This window comes from Limnobacter sp. CACIAM 66H1 (genome assembly GCF_001601825.1).
Lineage (GTDB): Bacteria > Pseudomonadota > Gammaproteobacteria > Burkholderiales > Burkholderiaceae_B > Limnobacter.
Genome location: NZ_LUJK01000029.1, coordinates 1 through 21,361, shown reverse-complemented (window position 1 = coordinate 21,361; position 21,361 = coordinate 1). Strand labels below are relative to the sequence as shown.

Genomic DNA, 21,361 nt, shown 5'->3' with positions numbered 1-21,361 from the left:
CAGTTAAACATCCAATTGCTGCACCTGGGCATTGCACCAAGCGGTGCCCAACAAATTCACCAACTTTGATTTGAAAGCCTCTGGTTGACCCGTGGTGAAAAAACTCACGCGCTCAATCGATGGCAGATGTTCATTGCCCACATTCAACAGGTTTTCACTCTCCAGGCGCGTTTTCAGTTGTTTGGCCACTGCCAAGCCTGTTTCAATCACCGCCACACCGGGACCAGCAAGTCTGGAGATGAGATGTGCAACAAAGGGGTAGTGTGTGCAACCCAGCACAATGACATCGGCCTGTTTTTGAAGTAGCTCGGCAACCACAGGTTTTAACAAAGCCTCAATCGCATCTTCTGGCATGGGCGATCGCTCAATCAACTCAACCAGGCCGGGGCAAGGGTGGGCAATCACCTTGGCCATGGGGTCAAACCTTTCAACCAAGGCCTTAAACCGTTCACTGGCTACGGTGTTGGTGGTCGCCAAAATACCGACCACACCTGTTTTAGTCAGCATACTGGCAGGCTTGACAGCAGGCTCAATGCCCACAATGGGCCAATTCGCGTGGACCGCCCGGGCTTGGTTGGCACCCGCTGCCGTTGCCGTGTTGCAGGCCATCACCATGGCTTTGCAACCTTGATTTCGCAACCAGTTGGACAGAGTCAATACCCGGTCGGTAATCTCGTGTTGGGGCTTGTCGCCATACGGCAAATAACGCTCATCGGCCACGAACTGAAAATGTTCAGCTGGCAAGTGATTCAACATCTCTTTGAGGACCGACAAGCCACCGACGCCCGAATCAAACACACCGACCGCAAGGGACGATTCATGCAACACGGGCTTCACCATTCAACACCTTTGAAATACAGGGTAAATCAATGCTTGTTTTCATGATTTGAGGAACCCGATAAATATTAAAATATTAATTGACTATTATTTAACATTTGAAATCATGCCCACTTTCACTGCGTCAAGTATTCGCACAATATTGACCTGTATTGTCACATTGTTTGGATTGATTGGCTGGCCACTGGCGCACAGCGCCGACAAGAATTCAGCCCTTCGTCTTCTTGTGGTACCACAATTTCCAGCCACTGAAATTCATGCGACATGGAGCAAATTGCTGGATGGATTGCAAAAAGACGGTCTTCCTCCAATTGAGCTTGTTTTCGCCAAGGACATCACGGAGTTTGAAAACCAATTCAAGGCTGGGCAAGCGGAGCTGATCTACTGTAACCCTTATCACATGGTGATGGCCAAAAAGGCACAAGGCTATATTCCACTGGTACGTGACAGTAAACCCTTGACTGGTATTCTGATTGCCTCAACCGACAGCGAAACTGGCGGCATCAAGACTCTCAGTGATTTGAACGGTAAAACCCTGCTGTTTCCATCGCCCAACGCGTTCGGCGCTTCGCTGTATATGCGTGCCTTGCTGAAACGCGAGAAAGGTCTGGAGTTCACCACCAAATATGTCAAAACACACTCCAACGTCATTCGCGGCGTAGTGCGAGGCGAAGGGCAAGCCGGCGGCATGGTCAATGCCACCCTGCTGGCTGAAACACCCGAACTTCAACAAAGGATCAAGGTAATTTACGAAACGCCTCCTGCACCACCCCATCCGATCGCAGCGCATCCACGTGTGGATCCCGGTACTCGAGAGGCCATCACAGCCGCCATCTTGGGACACATTAAAACGCACAAACAGGTGGGCGAGGACATTCAAATTCCCAACCCCGTACGGGCTGATTACGCCAAAGATTACAAGCCACTGGAAAATCTTGGTCTCGAGGCATTTCTTTCCAATTGAAACCCTCTTTCCATACCATCACGCATCCCAGCCTGGGCACCAAACTGTTGGTGCTGGGCATTGGTTTGGTCTTGACACTTGCCCTGGCATTTACCTGGTTCAACACCAAAACCCAGCGCAACCAGTTGCAAGGTGTATTCAATCAACAAGCCACAGCCCTCGCATTCAATCTGGCAGTCTCTAGCAACAGCCATTTGCTGGAAAAAGACTTCGCCATTATTGAAACCTTGCTCTTGAAGGCCAACGGCTTCAAAGATCTTTATTCGGCCACCGTAGTTTCCGCCGAGGGAAAAGTATTGGCTCAGGTTCTTCGCGATTCAAAAACCCACAACCTCTCACCCCGTTATGACGTTGGCCGGTTGCGTGTGCCCAAGCGAGATTCGGGCACACAACTATTCAGCAGTGATCGCTACCTGACAGTGATTGAACCCATCGAATCCGGACGCACAATTGGCCATGTGGTGCTGGAATATGATTTGACACCCCTCCAGACCCGTCAGTCCGAACTGATCGAACGCAACATTCTTCTGGCTGTCATTCTGATTTTTCCAGCAGCTCTGGCCTTGTGGCTTTTTATCCGCAAAACAATTCAAGAATTGAATTCACTCACCGATTTTGCGCAGCGAATGGTGAAAGACCAGGGTATTGAACATGCCACCTCTCCCACCTCCCGCGAGTTGGCCATGCTGCACCGTACCCTCAATTGGGCGTCGGTCACACTTCAAAAGAAAAACCGTGCATTGGAGGTAGCCAAACTTAAAGCGGACAAATCCAATGACCTGAAATCCCAGTTTGTGGCCAATATGAGCCACGAAATCAGAACGCCCTTGAACGGCATACTGGGACTGACTGAAATTACCTTGGGCAATAGTGCACTGGCAGAAAAACCCCGACGCAATCTGGAGTTGATACAGCTCAGTGCCGAACACCTGCTGCGGGTCGTCAACGACATACTGGATTTTTCAAAGATTGACGCCAACCGCCTTGACATGGACCCGCAACCTTTTGAATTGCGACTCAACGTGCAGGCCATGGTAAAAATGGTCTCCAGTGCATATGCAAAACCCAGCGTGGTCACGGTGCTGGACATTGACCCAGCCGTTCCAGACCGCTTGCTGGGTGATTGTCCTCGAATCATGCAAGTGTTGAATAACCTGTTGAGCAATGCCCTGAAGTTTACCGAGCGAGGTCAGGTCAGTCTCACAATCACGGCGAGACCGGTATCTGAGAAAAATTCACAATCCAGATGCAAAATTCATTTCGCGGTGCGCGACACTGGAATGGGCATTTCAGAATCAGCCCACACCGAGATTTTCAAGGCCTTTTCTCAAGCAGAGCCGGGTACAGCGCGCAAGTATGGCGGCACCGGGCTGGGGTTGACCATCACGCAACGTTTGCTGGAGTTGATGAATAGTCGAATACATCTTTGGTCCCAAGAAGGTGTTGGCAGTGAATTCAGCTTTACACTAGAGTTACCTGTAGTTGAACAACAAACAACCACTGAATGCGAAGCCCCAACCGTTGACATGACCTCAGACAACAATCCAGCCATGCCGGAGTTTGGGCAAGCCGCCACAGGCTTGCGTGTGTTAGTGGCTGAAGACAATATGGTCAACCAGACTTTCATCTCGCATGTGCTGACCCAGCTTGGCATTTCTTACCGCTTTGCAGACGATGGCCTGGCCGCCCTGCAGGCCGTGGACCAGGAAAATTTTGATTTGGTGTTTATGGACATGCACATGCCCAACATGGGCGGGCTTGAAGCATGCCGCGCAATTCTTGCCAAACCGCAACACAAAAACCTGCCGATTGTTGGGCTAACCGCAGATGCAATTGCCGACACCCGTGAGGCTTGCATGTCGGCGGGCATGCGTGAGTACATTTCAAAACCATTCAAGCGCAGTGACATTGAAGCCGTTCTGGCACGCCTGAAATTCAAGGTGTCGCCTATTCCAATGCAAAACTTTGACCATGACAAAGAATTGCTCAAAACGACCATCAACATGATTGCGGCTGAAATTCCGCAACTTTCAGATGAAGCCGAAAAACAGCTTTCAGCCAAGAACCTGCCAGAAGCCAAACGAGCGCTGCACACACTGAAGGGACACTGCAAACTGGTGGGCGAATTCGCTTTTGCAGACTTTATCCAGCAGCTTGAAATTCAGCTGATGCAAAACCAGCTGCCCGCCGCCAATTCAATTGAACACCTGAAATCCAACTTGCGAGTGCTTCAACAACGCCTGCGTCTGCTATGCCAGTAAAGTCTGATTTACCGCTGCGGTCACAACCAGCTCTACCTTCCAGCCAGGCTTGGCCAAGCCTTTGGCTTCCACGCACGCGCGTGAGGGTGCCGTACCCTCGGGCAACCAGGCCTCCCACACTGCATTGAACCCATCGTAATCGCGGGCCATGTTGGTGAGGTAAACCTGCACCATCAACAAATGGCTTTTGTCAGTCCCGGCGCCAGCCATAGTGCCTTCAAGGCTACCCAAAAGGTCCCTGGTTTGGGCCTGAATGTCACCCTCCTCCATGGAAGGTACCTCAACCAAATAAACCACCCCGTTGAAGCTTGTGGAATCAGAGTAGCGTTTTGTAGTACCTTGTCTGTGTATCACAGGACCCCCTTCATGAAATTTGAACATTTGGTGCAGATCAACGACCCGAGCTTGCCTGGCATTGACTGGTTAACACGGCAACAACTCTGGTTTGGCTTGGTGGCACGGGCCTGGAAACCCACCCGCTTCATACTTGGCCTTGAAGATGCGCAGGTGATACAAATGAGCCAAGAGGGCAATGTCACAACGCTTGCGCGCGTCCTGAATTACGGCCCCTTTCAAATTGAAGACACCATCGAGCTGATCGAAGAAGATCGCACCGAAACTCGCATTGTAGCGAATCAGTTTTGTGGCGACAGCACATTAACCATTTCAATTGAAGAACCGGAGTCAGGCGAACTTTGGTTGCGGTTTCAGTACCAGGTCAGCGATACACCAGCCAGCCTCGGTGGCCCCGAAGTATCATCACACGACGTCGACGAAATTCGGAAGCAGGCTTATCGCGCTGCGGACATTGATACAGTGCGAATGATCCGAGAGCTGGCCATGACCATGCCCGCGCAACAACCCGATCATCGAAAGAGCCACTAGGCAAAAAGCCGGTTTATTTCAGGGCGCAAGCACCCATATAAATTTGGCCGGACCGATTGCCGCTGCGACAATATGCCAACACTGGCTTTTCGGCTGAATCAAGGATTCGCTTGAAGTCCTCGAGCAATACTTCCGATGGCGGCTGGCCAACATCCATGGGCAAATAGTGAATGGCCAAACCCAAACTTTTCGCTTTGGCTTCGATCACCGAATGGGCCAGTTGGGGACCCACCTCATGGTCCGGTCGATTATTCACGATTGTTTTAAAACCCAGCTCGGCGATCGCTTCCAAATCTTCCGGACTGATTTGGCCGCACACAGCGACCTCATTGCTCAGTTGCCTGATGCTCATTTCAACAAATTCCTTCGGTGCGTTGATACTGCGTGGTTACTGATAAGACAATTCCTTGGCCTTACCCCAGAACACTTTGTAAGAAAACGCAGTGTAACCGAGGATTGTCGGCAAAGTGATCACCACACCCACCAGAATAATTTTCAATGCTTCAGGGGAAGAAGCGGCCTCCCAAACGGTCAATTGATTCAACACCACGTAGGGGTACTGGCTGTAGGCCAAGCCCATAAAGGCCAACGTCATGACTCCCGCCGTCAGTGCGAAAACCATCCAACCATAGCCGGCATCCATCAGACGCTGGCTGCCAAGCACATGGTGAATACCCCACAGGCACAACACCGATGCAATTGGAATGGGCGCAAGCGCTACGATATTGGGAAAACTGAACCATTTCTCGAAAATCTCAGGCACGACCAAGGGTGTCATGGCTGAAATAAAGGCAATTGAGGCCAGCATGGGCCAAAAACTGATTCTCCCCCAGCGGCGAGACTTCTCGATCAAATCGCCTTCGGTTTTCATGATCAACCAACCACTGGCCAGCAGCGTGTAGGCAAAAGGCAGAGTGATGGCCACACCCAAATTGAACACCAGTTGTGACCAATGGTTCGAGAAACCAGTGATGTAACTGCCCAGCATCCAGCCTTGTGAAACCGAAGTCACCAGCGAACCAATGAAAAAAATCCGGTTCCACAGCGGCTTGTAAGCCACATCCACTTTCACACGGAAATCAAAAGCCACACCGCGCAGCACCAAGCCCAACAGCATGAACGTGACAGGCAGGTACAAAGCAGTCAACACCACGCCGTGTGCTTTTGGAAACGCCACCAGCAATACACCCACACCCAGCACAAGCCAGGTTTCATTTGCATCCCAGAACGGACCAATAGAATTGATCATGGTGTCTTTTTCATCGTCTGTGGCATGGGGTAACAAAAGCCCCACACCCAGATCGTACCCATCCAGCACCACGTAAATCAGCAGGGACAGTCCCATGACACCCATGAACAACAGCGGCAAAAACTCTTCGAAAGTCATCACGCAGATCCCCTTTTATTGTTCGCGGCGCAGCTTGTCTGCAGGTGTAGTTGCCGTGGGTGCTCCACCCCAATTGACCTTCTTGGATGAACCGATTCCGCCCAACAGCATATACCGCAGCACCCACACATAAGAGATGATCAAACCAATGTACATGGCCATGTACAACAACACGGTGAATGCCAGCAACTGGGGCGGGTGCTGGGCCACCACATCGGCAGTGCCCAGCACGCCGTACACCACATAGGGTTGACGACCAATTTCGGTGACCCACCAGCCAGCCACCGTGGCCACCCAGCCCGAAAACATCATGAACATCAAAGCGGTCAATATGAGTCGATGGGTTTTGTTTTCAAGCACTGGGCCTGTTTTGCGGAAGGCCCACACCGAGGCCCAAGACACCAGCAACATCAACACTCCCATCCCCACCATGACCCGGAAGGAATAAAACACAGGACCCACTGGTGGGTGAGTATTGAGAAAATCATTGAGCCCTTTGATTTCGCCGTCAAAGTCGTGCGTCAAAATGAAACTGGCCATTTTCGGTATGCCAATTTCAAAATGATTGGTACGCGCTTCGCTGTCGGGAATGGCAAACAACAGCAGCGGTGCACCCTTCTCGGTCTCCCAAACGCCCTCCATGGCCGCCACTTTGGCAGGCTGGTGTTTCAAGGTGTTCAATCCGTGCAAATCACCCACAAAGATCTGGATTGGAATCAGTACGGCAGCGCCATAAACACCCAGCTTTAACATGTGGCGAGTGAAAGGCTTCTCACGTTTGCGCAGAATTTGAAGTGCGCTACCGCCCGCAATCACAAAGAACACAGTCAAGCCGCTGGCCAGCAACATGTGCGTGAAGCGATACGGGAAAGACGGGTTCCAGATAATTTCCAGCCAATTGGTGGCGTGCATCTGGCCATCAATAATTTCGAAACCCTGCGGGGTTTGCATCCAGCTGTTCAGCACCAGAATCCAGAAAGCCGATAAGGTGGTGCCAAATGCCACCAAAAAGGTGGCCAACAAATGAACCTTGGGCGACACCCGCTGTTTGCCAAACAACATCACCCCCAAAAACGTTGCCTCCAAAAAGAACGCGGTCAGCACTTCGTAGCCCAGAAGGGGGCCAGAAATGTTTCCGGTTTTCTCCATGAATCCCGGCCAGTTGGTGCCGAACTGAAAACTCATGGTGATGCCCGAGACCACGCCCATGGCGAAGGTCAGCGCGAAAATTTTTGTCCAGAAGTAATGGGCCTGCTCCCATTCCGTTTTGCCAGTGCGCACATGCTGCAAGCGCAGGTAAAACATCACCCAGCCCAGGCCGATGGTGATGGTTGGAAACAGGATGTGGAAAGTAATATTGGCCGCGAACTGGATTCGGGCAAGATCAAGCGACGTGAATTCCATGCAGCACCCCACGAAAGCAACTGAATACAAACAGCCATGGCATGAATATGACCATAATTAGCTACATGCAGTCTGTCAAATTGGTTTGCTCAATGAAGCACTGCACAACGCGTACAATGCCCAATCCCCTCGCACTGGAAGCCAGTTTTGTGATCAACCGTCCCATGTTTTTACTGCTTGCAGCACTCGCCGCATTTGCCCCGCTGGCAATCGACCTGTATTTGCCAAGCTTTGCTGCAATCAGCGAGGAACTGCAGGCACCCGCAGGGCGCGTACAACAAACTGTGACCGTGTTTCTGGCCGGGTTTGCCATGGGCATGCTGTTTTATGGGCCACTCTCCGACCGGTTTGGGCGCAGGCGAATGATCTTTGCCGGGACCACCTTGTTTGTGTTGGCCAGTGTGGCCTGCATGCTGGCGCAATCCATCGAGCAATTGCTGGCGTTTCGACTGATCCAGGCCTTTGGAGGTGGGGCCGCTGCGGTCATTTCGCGTGCTGTCATTCGGGACCTGTTTGGCGAGACAGACTCCGCCCGAGTCATGGCCATGATCGCCATGGTTACCTCGCTGGCACCCATGATTGCGCCACTTCTTGGCGCGTATATTTTAGAGCTGGGTTCATGGCGTTACGAATTTCTCGCCTTGGCGCTATTTGGTGCCGCATGCACCATCGCCGCCTACCTGTTACTGCCCGAAACCTTGAGCCAAACCCGCAGCCAAACTTCGATATCGCTGGCCTTTCGGGGTTACTGGACTGTTTTCCAACACAGAGATGCACGCCTGCTGATCATTTCAGGTGGAGCGCATTTCGCCGCCATGTTCGCCTACATTACGGGTACACCCTTTGTGTACATCGAATTTTTTGATTTGAGTGAAAAAACCTATGCCGTGCTGTTCGGCTCCAACATATTGACCTTGATTGGATTTGGTTATGCATCGACAAGGCTGGTGAAACACACAGGCACTACCCCGCTAATTAAAACCGGCTCAATGCTGGGTTTGCTGGGCGCACTCCTGGTATTGAGCAGCGCGTGGAATGCTGGCACGGACCACTGGAACCTGGGTCTGATGGTGATCGGCTTCCTGATGTGCGTAGGATCATTGGGGTTTGTTGCCCCCAACACCACCGCACAATTGTTGGGCAAGCACCCTAAAAACGCGGGTGCGGCCTCGGCCCTGTATGGCTGCGCACAGTTTGGTTTGGGAGGATTGGCCAGTTGGGCTGTTTCGGTAGTGCACGACGACACCGCTTTACCCATGGCAGCCGCTGTGGTGGCCTTTGTTGCACTTGCATGCTGGGCCAGCTTTCGACTGAAACGCTGAACTTTTCATTGTAAGCACAAAATTATTGCCATTGTGTTTAATCAACCGCGAAATTGGCATGAAAATTGGACTTTTTGGTCCCTTTACGGTATGTTGTGTCACGAATTTATTCTGCCCAACAACCCAAACACACATTTTTGCACTGCCATATGGCCGACACAAAAGCCCAAAGTGGCGAGAACCAGCCCGACGTGGCTTGGCTCGAGAGCCAGTACAACGTCCGCTCTTACCTGCCCGATCACCCCAAAACTTTTGCTCGCTGGGCCGAACAGTCCCGCTACGCCCGTTTTGATCTGGATGGGTTCTGGAACCAGTACTTCGGTGAATCGGAAGCAGAAACCGTGGATGTCATTCCAGGCAAGCCCGGCAAGCCACTGTTGATTTTTATCCACGGCGGATACTGGCGCTCACTGGACAAATACGACTTCACCTTTCTGGCCAAGCCTTATGTGGCCCGGGGCTATTCGGTGGCACTGCTGAATTACGGCCTGATTCCACGCGTGACGATTGAAGACAGTGTTCGCCAAACCTTACGCGGCATTGAGTGGCTGTATCGCCAGGCGGATCGTTTTGGTTTTGATGCCAACCAGATCGTGGTGTGCGGACATTCGGCTGGTGGGCATTTGGGTGTGATGAGCGCGTTGGCGTTTTGGCCCCTTTGGGCCTCCGACCTGCCACAAGACGTGGTGAAGTCCGTGATTGCCATTTCGGGCATTTACGACCTGAGCCCCTTGGTGCACACACCTTTTATTCAAAAAGACTTGAAGCTGAATCAGAAGCGCACCCGCATGGTTAGCCCGGCCTTGATGCCCAAGCCCACCATTCCAGTGCACCTGGCCTTTGGCACCAAGGAAACCGATGCCTTTAAGGAACAAAGCGCTTATTTGGCATCTCACTGGGGCCTGAACCCACCTTTGCAGGTCAATGCCGATCATTTCAGCATTTGCGACAGCATCGCTGATCCAAACAGCGAACTGTTCATGCTGATTCAAAACCAGTTGCTGTTGCCATCTCACTAAGACAGCGCTAGAAACTGAACGGGTTATTCCCCCATGTTCGGTAAACTGCTTTTCAGGCTGGTGTCGTATAACTAAACTGTACACACCAGCCTGGAGGCAACAATGCCCCTCACAATCGCCTATTCCAACGCCGCCGGTTCATTGGGTCGGCGTTACCCCGATGGTCAAACACTGATGCGCAAACGTACACTTCGCCAAACCGTGAAGTTGTTCAAAGTCGGCGCCGAAGTGCTGCTGAACACCGCGCCAGCCACTGTGATTGCCTATAACATCGCCGAGTTTGGACGCTGGATATCAACAAGTCACCCGGTGCTGGTTCAACTGCACAGCGGCGAGCTTCAATATTGCCGTTTAAACGACCTGCACATTGCTGAAAACCCGAGCATGCAGACCCACTGAAGCTGACTATAATCCGGGGGATGAACTCAACATTCCCCACACCCAAAACCATTGGCTTTATTGGCCTTGGCAACATGGGGTCCGCCATGGCGGCCCACCTTTGCAATGCGGGCTACACTGTGCTGGCCTGGGCGCGCAGCGCATCCACCTTCCAAGCACTGGCTGACATCCCTCTTGTTGCGCAACCGAGTATTGAAGCCCTTTGCGCAGGTACACGCCTGCTTGCTTTGAATGTCACGAACACCGCGGATGTTCAATCGCTGCTGTTTCGCGATGGCGGCCTTGCGCAACATGCACAGCCTGGTTCGATCATTGTGGATTTCAGCACCATAGATGCGGCTGCTGTGGCCGACATCGCACGCCAATTAAAGTCCCGCGACATTGATTACATTGATTGCCCTGTCTCTGGCGGCGCTGCGGGCGCGCGCGCTGCAACCTTGAGCATGATGGCAGGCGGGGATTTGGCAGCCTTCAATCAGATTGAGCCCATGCTCAAGCATTTGGGCAAGACCATCCGGCATGTGGGGCCTTCGGGTGCAGGTCAAGCCATTAAAGCGGCCAATCAAATGGCACTGTGCATTCAATTGGTGGGCATTGCCGAAGCCATGAATTACGCACTGGAGCAAGGTGCTGAATTGAGCGTGGTACTTGAGCTGCTGCAAGCCGGATTGCCCGCGAGCCGTGTATTGGATTGGGCTGGCCCCCACATGGTGAAAGGTTTCACCGACCCGGTTTCCATTGAGGCGCACCTGCACGCAAAAGATGTGCGCATGGTGGCGGATGCAGCGAAGAAGCAGGGTTTGCACTTGCCGCTGTTGTTTAAAACCGCAGAATTGCTGGATGAACTGGTGGTCAATGGACCTAAAAGTCAGGACACGTCGAGAGTTTTTGAGGTGGTTCGCAAGCACATGCGAGCCTAGCGGCAAGCCGAACCGCTGAACAGCCGTACCGCTCGAGCTGGCGCATCAACAAGCAGCATAGCCGCACTGTTTGGGCTTGGCGCAGCCCGAATTCTCCCAACTAACCCCCTGGCTTGGGTCATGCAAAGCGCAATAGCGCCTTTGCATCGATTTCTCGCGGAATCGCCCCGCGCTGCGAGGTCGTTGGGCGGGCTGGCCTGAACTCGCCCCGAACAGCGCTCCATGTGCAACTTGTAAAACGCTGCGGCAAGTTGCGTGATGTACGCAATGTGCAAAATGTGTGCTTAGCTTTTCGGTGTGCGGTGTGCAGATTTGCTCAGGTGCGCGTGTGCTTGTTGCGACAGGCACTGCGCTCCGAACAAATCAACCACGCCACACACCCAAGCCACACCGCATAAACGAACAACGCAGCATACCCAAACCATGCAGCATCAAATGTCGTACGCCTGCCCCCCACCCAACACGCGGTCTATCAGCTTCGGGGTCAACATCGGTGCAAACACCGCAATGAATTCATACATCAGCGTGCGCATGAACACACCTTGCCGCAGGGCAATCCGCGTGGTGTTGCGGCCAAACAAGTGGTCCACGGGTACTGCCATCAACCCTTTGTCTTTCAACGCATCAAAAGCAACTTCAGCAATAATGCCCACGCCCAAACCCAAGCCCACATAGGTTTTAATCACGTCCGCATCAATGGCCTCAAGCACCAGCTCAATATTCACCCCGGCTTTTTGAAACGCGGCATCAATCTTTTTGCGCCCTGCAAAATGGGTTTCGTAAGTGATGATGGGCATCTGATCGAAATCAGCCAGCGCAATTTGCCGCCCGCCCGATGCAAAAGGTTTTAACAGGGGCGAATCAGTGGGCGCCACCGCAATGTGTCCCCAGTCGTAACAGGGAAATGTCACCAGGTCGGGTTCATCAGCCAAAGCCTCGGTAGCCACGGCCAAGTCGGCCTGGTCTTTGCGCACCCACTGCGCCAGTTGCTCAGGGGTGCCCTGCAGCAAGATCAGCTTCACCTTCGGGAATTTTTTGCGAAAAGCAGCCACCGCCTGTGGCAAAACGTAGCGTGCCTGTGTGTGGGTTACGGCCACTGTTAACTGCCCGCTTTCGCGCGCTGCAAATTCTTCACCCACTCTTTTGATATTTTCAAGTTCCGCCAAAACGCGCTCGCAGGCTTGATACACCAATTCTCCAGGCGGCGTTAAACCCTTGATGCGTTTGCCGTGTCGCTTGAAAATCTGAAAGCCCAGCTCTTCTTCAAATTCGATGATTGCCTTGGACACACCTGGCTGAGAGGTGAACAGCGCTTTGGCCGCATCGGTCAAGCTGAAGTCATGGCGAACCGCTTCCCGAACGAATCGAAGCTGATGCAAGTTCATAAAAACCCTTTATTCCACAGGGGAATATATAAATGGAAATACTATCGTTTGAATTATAAGGGCTAGCGCTTACACTTCAAGTCCCAAAAAACCATTTTCATCGAGCTTTCACGTGCCTTTCGACATCAATTTAGTTTATGTAGCTTCTGGCCTGGCGGTCGGCCTTCTGGTCGGCCTGACCGGTGTGGGTGGTGGCTCGCTGATGACGCCGTTGCTCACCGTGTTGTTCGGTGTACCTGCCACAACTGCCGTGGGTACAGACCTGGCTTTTGCGGCAATCACCAAAGGCGCAGGCACTGTAGTACACCGCCTTCGCAGCACGGTGAAATGGAAAATTGTAGCCCTGGCCTGTTTGGGCAGTGTGCCCGCCTCACTGATCACGATTGCAATTTTGCACGGCCTGGACATTCAAAATGCTGGCAAAGGCAGCCCGATTGATGTGTTTATCCGCTGGTCTATTTCCATTTGCGTGATGCTGACAGTGGGCGTGCTAATTTTCAAAACAAAGATTGTTCATTGGCTGCAAAACCATCCACAGGCCCAATTTCAAGACAAAACGCGTACCATCGCGACCGTGGTTGCATTTGCAATCATCGGTATGTTGGTGACTGTTTCTTCAATTGGTGCTGGTGCAATTGGCGCCATGGTGCTGATCATGCTGTATCCACACTTGAAAGCCTCTGAAATAGCGGGTACCGACATTGCCTATGCGGTACCACTTACGACTGTGGCGGCCTTTGGCCACTTTAGCCTGGGCACCGTTGATTTTGGTTTGTTGGGCGCACTGTTGCTGGGATCAATCCCCGGTATTACGGTGGGCAGTTATTTAAGTCGCGCAGTGCCTGAAAAGTTCTTGCGCGGGGTATTGGCCACGACCCTCACCGCCGTGGCCGCAAAACTGGTGATGTAAATGTACAAATACGACGACTACGACCACGCCCTTGTACGCGAACGCGTGGCTCAGTTTCGCAACCAAACCGAGCGCTTTCTGAAGGGTGAACTGACAGACGAAGAGTTCCGCCCCCTGCGCCTGCAAAACGGCCTGTACATTCAGCGCCATGCGCCCATGCTGCGCGTGGCCATTCCTTATGGCCTGCTGGGTGCAAAACAGTTGCACAAGCTTGCCGATATTGCGGCCAAATACGACCGCAACTACGCACACTTCACAACGCGCCAGAACATTCAATACAACTGGCCTGCACTGGAAAATGTACCAGCGATTCTTGCTGAACTGGCTGAAGTCGAAATGCACGCCATTCAAACCAGCGGCAACTGCATTCGCAACACCACCAGCGATCCGTTTGCAGGCATTGCGAAAGACGAATTTGTAGATCCACGCCCATTCTGCGAACTGATTCGCCAGTGGAGCACCTTCCACCCCGAGTTCGCTCACCTGCCCCGCAAATTCAAGATTGCCGTGAATGGCGCAGCTGAAGACCGCGCTGCGGTGCAAGTGCACGACATTGGTGTGAACTTGACCCGCAATGCGGCTGGCGAAGTGGTAGCCCAAGTGCTGGCTGGTGGCGGTTTGGGTCGCACTCCCGTGATCGGTTCTGTGATCAAAAACGACCTGCCCTGGCAGGAGCTGCTCACCTACATCGAAGCGGTGATGCGCGTGTACAACCGCTATGGTCGCCGTGACAACCTGTACAAAGCCCGCATCAAAATTCTGGTGCGTGCCATTGGCCCTGAAGAATTCTCCAGGCAGGTTGAAGAAGAATGGCAACACATCAAAGGTGGTGTGTCGGTGATTCCCCAGAAAGAATTTGACCGTGTTTCATCTTTCTTCACAGCCCCCGCCTACGAACAGTTCAGCGCTGAACAGGTGGCCACCATTGCAGAACAAAACCGTGGCTTGCGCGCCAAGCATGTAGGCTTTGATCGCTGGCTAACCCGCAATGCACGTGAACACCGCCAGCCCGGTTATGTGGCCATCAGTATTTCCCTGAAGCGCCCTGGTATCGCCCCTGGCGACGCCACGACTGATGAAATGCACTTGATTGCTGACCTGGCCGAGCAATATTCATTCGGTGAGCTGCGTGTAACTCACGAACAAAACTTCGTGCTGTCTGATGTGGCTGAGCAAGATTTGTTCGAGTTGTGGAGCACCCTGAAAGAACACAATTTGGCCATGCCGAATATTGGCTTGGTCAGCGACATGATTGCCTGCCCGGGCGGTGATTTCTGTTCACTGGCCAATGCCAAGTCCATTCCGATTGCCTTGGGCATTCAGGAAGCCGTGGACAACCTCGATTACCAGTTTGATTTGGGCGATCTTAGCTTGAACATCTCGGGATGTATCAACTCCTGTGGTCATCACCACATTGGCAATATCGGTATTTTGGGTGTCGATAAAAACGGTGAGGAGTGGTACCAGGTGACGCTGGGCGGAAGACAAGGAAACGATGCATCCATCGGCAAGGTGATCGGCAAATCGTTTTACGCCGAAGATGTACCCGGTGTGGTGGTAAAGCTGCTTGAAGTGTATGTGCGCGAGCGTCATGAAGATGAACTGTTCATCGACACCCTAGACCGCATTGGCGCTGAGCCTTTCAAAGACCACGTGTACGCCAACAAGGAGGCCGCATAACATGGCAAACCCAGTAAAAAGCGTCATTGTCAAACCACTGAATGGCCAAGCGTCTATTGTTGCCAATGAATTCGTTGTCGTTGAAACAGGTACAGCTGAAGCACCTGTGGCAGTTCCCTCCGAGGGCAAAGTGCTGGTGCACTTGTCGGTGTGGGAATCAAACAAAGCTGAACTGACTGCGCGTGCACAGGCGGGCGACTTGGGTGTTTACCTGAATCCGGAAGACAACCCGGAACAATTGCAGGGCGACGTGAATGTGCTGAAGTTGATTGCATTTTACTTCCCGGTGTTCAAATACGGCCAGGGTTATTCAGGCGCAGTATTGCTTCGCACACGCTACGGCTTCAAAGGCGAAATTCGCGCATTTGGCGATATTTGGCGGGACCAGTTTTTCTACCTGGCGCGTTGCGGCTTCACGCAATTCGATATCAAGGAAGGCAAGTCGCTTGAAGACGCATTGAATGCGTTTTCCGATTTCACCATTCCTTATCAAACCAGCGCCGATGGCTCACTGCCTGTGTTCAATCGCAGGGCTGCCGCGGCGGGAGCATGAATATGAATGCAGTGAACACTTCACGCTTTCACAGTGTTGAAGCAACCCCCGACAACAGCGTTGCACTGGAACAACCGATTGCGGTGTTTCGTGGCCCGCACCAGCCCGCCACCGACATTTCAAGCAAAGTGCAGGCGCTGGAAACCCTGTTGACCCAAGCCGCGCAAGAGTTCGACAACATTGCACTGGCCAGCAGCCTTGCGGCTGAGGACAATGTGTTGTTCGATGTAATCGCACGCTTGAAGCTGAACATTCGTGTATTCAGCCTGAACACCGGTCGTCTGCACCAGCAAACCCTGGATGTAGCCCCAGCCTTGCAAGCCAAGTATGGTCAAACAGTGCAGTGGTTTGAACCACAGGTGCAAGCCGTTGAAACCTACGTGAACACCAAGGGTAAAGATGCTTTCTATGAAAGCACCGCGCTGCGCAAAGAATGCTGCGGTATTCGCAAGGTAGAACCTTTGGCACGTGCCCTTCAAGGTGCAAAAGCCTGGGTAACCGGCCAACGCCAGGCGCAGGCAGCGACCCGCGCCGCACTGCCTGTGCGGGAATTCGATGCCGACCGCGGCATTGAAAAATTCAACCCGCTGGCTGATTGGAGCGAGGCGGATGTGTGGACCTATGTTCGCCAGTTTGATGTGCCTGTCAACAAGCTGCACTTCGAGGGTTTTCCGTCGATTGGCTGTGAACCCTGCACCCGCGCCATCACCATTGGTGAAGACATTCGGGCGGGCCGCTGGTGGTGGGAAGACCCAAGCAGCAAGGAATGCGGTTTGCACAACGCCAACCTGAAGAAATGAACTGAATTCAACCATTGAAGAACACAAGTCGAGAACAATCATGAGCACGCAAGTGAGCACGCAAAAACACACCATGTCCCACCTGGACTGGCTTGAAGCAGAAGCAATTTACATCATGCGCGAAGTGGCCGCTGAATGCGCTCGTCCCGCCATGTTGTTCTCAGGCGGCAAAGATTCCATCGTGATGTTGCGGCTTGCAGAAAAAGCATTTCGCCCCGGCAAGTTTCCATTTCCCTTGGTGCACATTGACACCGAGCACAACTTCCCGGAAGTGATCGAGTTTCGCGACTGGAAAGCCAAGCAACTGGGTGAAGAACTGATTGTTCGTTCACTGGAAGGTTCCATTAAAAAAGGCACCATTCGCCTGCCGCACCCCGACGCTTCACGCAATGCATTTCAAAGCGTCACACTGCTTGAGACCCAGGAAGAATTTGGCTTTGACGCACTGATGGGCGGCGCACGCCGTGATGAAGAAAAAGCACGTGCGAAAGAACGTATTTTTTCGTTCCGCGATGGCTTTGGTCAATGGGACCCAAAAAACCAGCGTCCTGAACTTTGGGACCTGTACAACACCCGCGTTCACCCCGGCGAACACATGCGCGTCTTCCCGATTTCCAACTGGACTGAACTGGACGTGTGGCAATACATTGAACGCGAAAAACTGGAACTGCCCAACATTTACTACGCCCATGAACGCGAGATTATCGAGCGCAATGGTTTGTTGGTGCCTGTTACCGAGATGACCCAACCCAAGGCCGGTGAAACTGTCACAACACGTGTGGTTCGCTTCCGCACTGTAGGCGACATTACCTGCACCTGCCCGGTGGCCAGTACTGCGGCTACGCCAGCTGAGATCATCACCGAAACTGCGGTGACTGACATTACCGAACGTGGCGCAACCCGCATGGATGATCAAACTTCCGAGGCCTCCATGGAGCGCCGCAAGAAAGAAGGCTATTTCTAAATCGAGATGAATACCATGAACGCAATTAACGAAGCCCTGAAACTAAGCACCCAAGACCACGGCGTGCTGCGCTTCATCACCGCTGGTTCTGTCGACGACGGAAAGTCCACCCTGATTGGTCGCCTGCTATTCGACAGCAAAGGTATTTTTGCTGACCAGCTTGCCGCCATTTCCAAGACCAAAAACAAACGCACTGCCGGCGATACCATCGACTTTTCATTGTTAACCGATGGCTTGGAAGCCGAGCGTGAGCAAGGCATTACCATCGATGTGGCTTACCGCTACTTCGCCACGCCTGCGCGCAAGTTTATTGTGGCCGACACACCGGGCCACGAGCAGTACACCCGCAACATGGTGACTGGTGCATCCACAGCCGACGTAGCGATTGTGCTGGTCGACATTACCCGCGTTACTTTTGAAGAAAGTGCAGAAGGCCTGAAAGCAAGCCTGCTGGCGCAAACCAAACGCCACAGTGCGATTGCCGGCAAGCTGGGTATTCCCGCTATTTTGTTTGCGGTGAACAAAATGGACCTGGTTGATTTTGATCAGGCCAAATTCATTGCGACTGAAAAAGCCGTGCGAGAACTGGCTGTTACCGTTGGCGTGCAAGAGGCGCTGGTACTGCCCATTTCCGCCCTCACAGGTGACAACGTGGTCACTGCCAGCCCCAAAACGCCTTGGTACACAGGCCAGCCCTTGCTGCCCATCCTGGAAAACATTCCCAGCCGCGCTGACCGCGCAGAGGCTGCTCACAAGGTGGGTTTCCGTTTCCCGGTGCAGTTGGTGGCCCGCCACGATGGGCACAAAGCCGAAGATTTCCGCGGCTACATGGGCCGAGTCGAAGGCGGCAGCGTGAAAGTTGGCGACACGGTGGTGGTGCATCCTTCAGGCCAAAGTGCGGTAGTACAACGCATTGTGTTTTTGAACGATGATCTGCCTGAAGCCCACCTGGGTCAGTGCGTCACACTGGTGCTGGACCGCGATGTAGATGTGTCCCGTGGGGATCAAATTGTCAGCAGTGGTGACACGGTCAACCATGCCCCGGTGAAGGCATTGACGGCCGACATTTGCTGGCTGGACAATGAACCATTGAACCCTGCTCGCAAGTACTGGATCAAGCAGACCACTCGCCAAACCCAAGCCAAAATAAAATCGGTGAATTTGGTGCTCGACATTCACACCCTGCTGCACGGTGAAAGCACCAAAACGGTGCAAATGAACGACATCGCACAGATTGAATTGGTGCTGGCCCAGCCCATCGTGGCGGATTTGTACACCGAATGCCGTGCAACAGGCAGTTTTATCCTGATTGACGGTGCTACCAACCAAACTGTGGCCGCTGGCATGATCGTTGCAAAGAACTAAGCAACGACCCTTCACCCGGTTGTTGGTTGCTTGTTCTTAAATAGGGACTTTTGAGATGGGACGCGTTGTATTGATTGGTGCAGGACCAGGAGCGGAGGATTTAATCACCGTTCGCGGCCTGAAGCTGTTGATGCAGGCAGACTGTGTGTTTTACGACGCGCTGGTCAGTCCCTCTCTTCTTTCTGAAGCCCGCTCCGATGCCAAGCTTGTCGCTGTTGGAAAACGCTGCGGCAAGAAATCCACTGCACAACACTTCATCAACAAACAGCTTGTTGAAGCGGCTGAGAAATACCACTTGGTTGTGCGCCTGAAAGGTGGCGACCCCATGGTATTCGGCCGTGCTGATGAGGAAATCACCGCCTTGAAAACCGCGGGCCACACCGTTGAAGTGGTACCTGGTGTGACTGCTGCACTGGCCGCGGCCAGCAGCCTGCAAGCCTCACTCACCCTGCGTGGCGTAGCCCGCAGCCTAACCTTGACCACCCCGTCCGTGGGCGCCGATGAAGTGCCCAGCACTGAATTGTTCACTGGCACAGAAAACGACACTGTGGCCGTGTACATGGGGCTGCGTCAGGCTGGACCTTGGGCGGCTGCCTTGCTTGAAAAAGGCCGCAATGCCGCCACTCCGGTCATTCTGTGCGAAAGCGTTTCATTGCCCGCCGAGAAATTCACACCTCTGAACCTGGGGAAGTTGCCGTCGTTTTCTGCGGAACAGCTGACTGATGGGCCTTGCCTTATCCTGATTGGCCAAGCTCTGGCCAAGGCGCAGGCTGAATTGCTCGCCGGTAATAAAAACCCGGCCAACATTGCATTGACCGGGTCGTTATTGGAATCGAACAAAGCCGCTTGATTGCCTGTCAGGCACCCGTTAACCCGCAGCGGCCTCGCACTTCTTCATGAATGAGTTCTTGGCTGCACCGGCCAGCTTCTTTCCGTCTTTACCCACTGCGCGTTCTTCGCAGCTGGCCTTGTTTTCAGCCAGGCATTTTTTCATGAACGAATTTTTTGCCGCACCTGCCAGGGGCTTACCCTCTTTGCTCACTGCCCTGGCCTGACAAGCGGCCTCGGTCGATTGTGCGTGGGCGGGAATGGAAAAACACAGCGCAGCCAACAGCAACCATTTCTTCATGTTGTATCTCCAGTTGTTTTGATTAAACTTGCTGAACAATTTCAGTGGCAATTGCTTGCCACACTGCATCCCACTGACCCACAGCTGTTGTGGCTTCAATGTTCAAACCCGGGTGCCGTGCTTTCATCTCAGCCATGATCACCGGGAAATCATTTTTCAAGTGTCCACCCCGACCAAAGAAAATAGGCACCACTTGAATGTGCTTTACCCCTCCTTGTGCCATGCAATCCACGGTGTCAGGCAAGCTTGGGGCCATCAGTTCCAGAAAGGCCAGTTCCACCTGCACATCAGGTAACCGCGCCAACAACAGGCTCTGCAAATGTTTCATGGGCTCGGCCCACTGCGGATCGCGCGCGCCGTGGCCAAACAATACGATTGCTTTTTTTCCGGTACTGCTCATCGGTTCCTCAATACATTCAAAGTACGCCAAGGCGCTGGTTGCGACACCCACCACAGTGCCCCCATGCCCACCACAAATCCCAGCAGGCTGGGCAAAGCGGCGCTCACAAACGGCGGGAAACTGGCCACCATGCTGAGATGGGAAAAGAGGTTGTTGACCAAGTGGAAACCCACGCCAATCATGACGCCGGCAAAGACCTTCACGCTGACACTGCCCGAACGGAAATGCAGGTAAGCGAAAGGCAGCGAAATCATCATCATGATGAGAATGGCAAAGGGATACATTATTTTTTTGGCAAAGGCCAAATCAATGTTGTCAGTGGCCTGCAAATTACTGCTCAAGAAGTTCGAATAGTTGTACAACTGCCAGGCACTCATACGGTCTGGGCGAACGAATAAACCCGTGAGCAATTCGGGGGACAGGTTCGAAGTCCATCGCATGGTCTCAAGCGACTCGAATTCGCTGGCCTGAATGGTTAAACCTGCGCGCGCCGCATCGGGGTTGTTGACTGCCTCATCGAAATAGCGCTGAAGCAGAACATTGCGCAGCTCCCAATCACCACTGTCCGGATCAAACTTCGCACTTTCAGCGCGAACCCAAGCGCGAATTCTGGACTCAGGGTCAAGCTCATAGTATTCAAGTTTGAGCAACTCGCCGTCTTTGTTGAATGAATCAAAATTCACGAAACGCACCCTCGACTCGGCATCGGGGGCACTGTAGGTGTCGCGCATCCAGTAACCACTGCGGAAATCTCGATCTACCTCGTAACCCAGTGCC

The 21,361-nt window shown here is 53.0% G+C and carries 23 protein-coding genes; 14 read left to right on the top strand and 9 right to left on the bottom strand.

Going from position 1 to position 21,361, the window contains the following annotated elements; genetic code table 11:
- Positions 1-3: 3 nt before the first annotated feature.
- Positions 4-840, bottom strand: coding sequence for a glutamate racemase (murI, locus tag A0129_RS09735; protein ID WP_291714551.1), 837 nt, complete (start codon positions 838-840; stop codon positions 4-6).
- A 103-nt stretch (positions 841-943) separates the two neighbouring features.
- Between murI and A0129_RS09730 the strand changes: the two genes are divergently transcribed.
- Positions 944-1,801, top strand: coding sequence for a phosphate/phosphite/phosphonate ABC transporter substrate-binding protein (locus A0129_RS09730; protein ID WP_291714549.1), 858 nt, complete (start codon positions 944-946; stop codon positions 1,799-1,801).
- Entirely contained in the window at positions 1,798-4,062 is a 2,265-nt protein-coding gene (locus A0129_RS09725; RefSeq protein WP_291714548.1) for a response regulator, read from the top strand. The genes A0129_RS09730 and A0129_RS09725 overlap by 4 nt, the downstream gene beginning before the upstream one ends.
- Here A0129_RS09725 and A0129_RS09720 read toward each other — a convergent pair.
- Positions 4,051-4,416, bottom strand: coding sequence for a RidA family protein (locus tag A0129_RS09720; protein ID WP_291714546.1), 366 nt, complete (start codon positions 4,414-4,416; stop codon positions 4,051-4,053). The genes A0129_RS09725 and A0129_RS09720 overlap by 12 nt on opposite strands.
- 12 nt (positions 4,417-4,428) lie before the next feature.
- On the opposite strand from A0129_RS09720, the gene A0129_RS09715 reads away from it, so the two are divergent.
- The gene (locus tag A0129_RS09715; RefSeq protein WP_291714544.1) at positions 4,429-4,947 is read left to right on the top strand and encodes an SRPBCC family protein; all 519 of its coding nucleotides are present in this window, start codon (positions 4,429-4,431) and stop codon (positions 4,945-4,947) included.
- 13 nt (positions 4,948-4,960) lie between these two features.
- Here A0129_RS09715 and A0129_RS09710 read toward each other — a convergent pair whose 3' ends face one another.
- Genes A0129_RS09710 through A0129_RS09700 form a run of 3 tightly spaced genes read right to left on the bottom strand, consistent with a single transcriptional unit; the run spans position 4,961 to position 7,738 of the window.
- Positions 4,961-5,299, bottom strand: coding sequence for a TIGR01244 family sulfur transferase (locus A0129_RS09710; RefSeq protein WP_291714542.1), 339 nt, complete (start codon positions 5,297-5,299; stop codon positions 4,961-4,963).
- 36 nt (positions 5,300-5,335) lie between these two features.
- The gene (locus tag A0129_RS09705; protein WP_291714580.1) at positions 5,336-6,334 is read right to left on the bottom strand and encodes a cytochrome d ubiquinol oxidase subunit II; all 999 of its coding nucleotides are present in this window, start codon (positions 6,332-6,334) and stop codon (positions 5,336-5,338) included.
- 15 nt (positions 6,335-6,349) lie between these two features.
- On the bottom strand, positions 6,350-7,738 hold the full coding sequence (locus tag A0129_RS09700) for a cytochrome ubiquinol oxidase subunit I (protein WP_105027143.1): 1,389 nt from the start codon (positions 7,736-7,738) through the stop codon (positions 6,350-6,352).
- Positions 7,739-7,854: 116 nt separating this feature from the next.
- Here A0129_RS09700 and A0129_RS09695 point away from each other — a divergent pair, with 116 nt between their 5' ends.
- The 4 genes from A0129_RS09695 to A0129_RS09680 all read left to right on the top strand — a co-directional run bounded on the left by A0129_RS09695 (position 7,855) and on the right by A0129_RS09680 (position 11,398).
- On the top strand, positions 7,855-9,060 hold the full coding sequence (locus A0129_RS09695) for a multidrug effflux MFS transporter (RefSeq protein WP_291714540.1): 1,206 nt from the start codon (positions 7,855-7,857) through the stop codon (positions 9,058-9,060).
- A gap of 149 nt (positions 9,061-9,209) precedes the next feature.
- Positions 9,210-10,079 carry an alpha/beta hydrolase gene (locus A0129_RS09690; protein WP_008252055.1) on the top strand — a complete coding sequence of 290 codons (870 nt, stop codon included), beginning with the start codon at positions 9,210-9,212 and terminating at the stop codon, positions 10,077-10,079.
- Positions 10,080-10,181: 102 nt separating this feature from the next.
- On the top strand, positions 10,182-10,478 hold the full coding sequence (locus A0129_RS09685) for a hypothetical protein (RefSeq protein ID WP_105027145.1): 297 nt from the start codon (positions 10,182-10,184) through the stop codon (positions 10,476-10,478).
- Between the two features lie 20 nt (positions 10,479-10,498).
- Positions 10,499-11,398: an NAD(P)-dependent oxidoreductase gene (locus tag A0129_RS09680; RefSeq protein ID WP_291714538.1), complete on the top strand. Its 900-nt coding sequence runs from the start codon at positions 10,499-10,501 to the stop codon at positions 11,396-11,398.
- Between the two features lie 431 nt (positions 11,399-11,829).
- Here A0129_RS09680 and A0129_RS09675 read toward each other — a convergent pair whose 3' ends face one another.
- Positions 11,830-12,783: a CysB family HTH-type transcriptional regulator gene (locus A0129_RS09675; protein ID WP_105027147.1), complete on the bottom strand. Its 954-nt coding sequence runs from the start codon at positions 12,781-12,783 to the stop codon at positions 11,830-11,832.
- A gap of 112 nt (positions 12,784-12,895) precedes the next feature.
- Here A0129_RS09675 and A0129_RS09670 point away from each other — a divergent pair, with 112 nt between their 5' ends.
- The 7 genes from A0129_RS09670 to cobA are packed head-to-tail and all read left to right on the top strand — an operon-like array spanning position 12,896 to position 19,905.
- On the top strand, positions 12,896-13,693 hold the full coding sequence (locus A0129_RS09670) for a sulfite exporter TauE/SafE family protein (protein WP_291714536.1): 798 nt from the start codon (positions 12,896-12,898) through the stop codon (positions 13,691-13,693).
- On the top strand, positions 13,694-15,373 hold the full coding sequence (locus A0129_RS09665) for a nitrite/sulfite reductase (protein ID WP_291714534.1): 1,680 nt from the start codon (positions 13,694-13,696) through the stop codon (positions 15,371-15,373).
- 1 nt (position 15,374) lies between these two features.
- A complete protein-coding gene (locus A0129_RS09660) occupies positions 15,375-15,926 on the top strand; it encodes a DUF934 domain-containing protein (protein WP_291714532.1) in 552 nt (183 codons plus the stop codon).
- Positions 15,927-15,928: 2 nt separating this feature from the next.
- A complete protein-coding gene (locus tag A0129_RS09655; RefSeq protein WP_291714530.1) occupies positions 15,929-16,726 on the top strand; it encodes a phosphoadenylyl-sulfate reductase in 798 nt (265 codons plus the stop codon).
- 40 nt (positions 16,727-16,766) lie between these two features.
- Positions 16,767-17,690, top strand: coding sequence for a sulfate adenylyltransferase subunit CysD (gene cysD, locus A0129_RS09650; RefSeq protein WP_291714529.1), 924 nt, complete (start codon positions 16,767-16,769; stop codon positions 17,688-17,690).
- A 15-nt stretch (positions 17,691-17,705) separates the two neighbouring features.
- Positions 17,706-19,055 (top strand): GTP-binding protein, encoded by a 1,350-nt coding sequence (locus tag A0129_RS09645; RefSeq protein ID WP_291714527.1) that lies wholly within the window; start codon positions 17,706-17,708, stop codon positions 19,053-19,055.
- Between the two features lie 55 nt (positions 19,056-19,110).
- Positions 19,111-19,905, top strand: a complete 795-nt coding sequence (gene cobA, locus A0129_RS09640) for a uroporphyrinogen-III C-methyltransferase (RefSeq protein ID WP_291714525.1) — start codon at positions 19,111-19,113, stop codon at positions 19,903-19,905.
- Between the two features lie 18 nt (positions 19,906-19,923).
- On the opposite strand, the gene A0129_RS09635 is transcribed toward cobA, so the two are convergent.
- The 3 genes from A0129_RS09635 to A0129_RS09625 all read right to left on the bottom strand — a co-directional run.
- Complete coding sequence (locus A0129_RS09635; RefSeq protein WP_291714524.1) at positions 19,924-20,184, bottom strand: hypothetical protein; 261 nt, start codon at positions 20,182-20,184, stop codon at positions 19,924-19,926.
- Positions 20,185-20,206: 22 nt separating this feature from the next.
- Positions 20,207-20,584 (bottom strand): CbiX/SirB N-terminal domain-containing protein, encoded by a 378-nt coding sequence (locus A0129_RS09630; protein ID WP_291714522.1) that lies wholly within the window; start codon positions 20,582-20,584, stop codon positions 20,207-20,209.
- On the bottom strand, positions 20,581-21,361 hold a 781-nt coding region (locus A0129_RS09625; protein WP_291714519.1), incomplete at its 5' end, for an LptF/LptG family permease. The genes A0129_RS09625 and A0129_RS09630, both read right to left, overlap by 4 nt.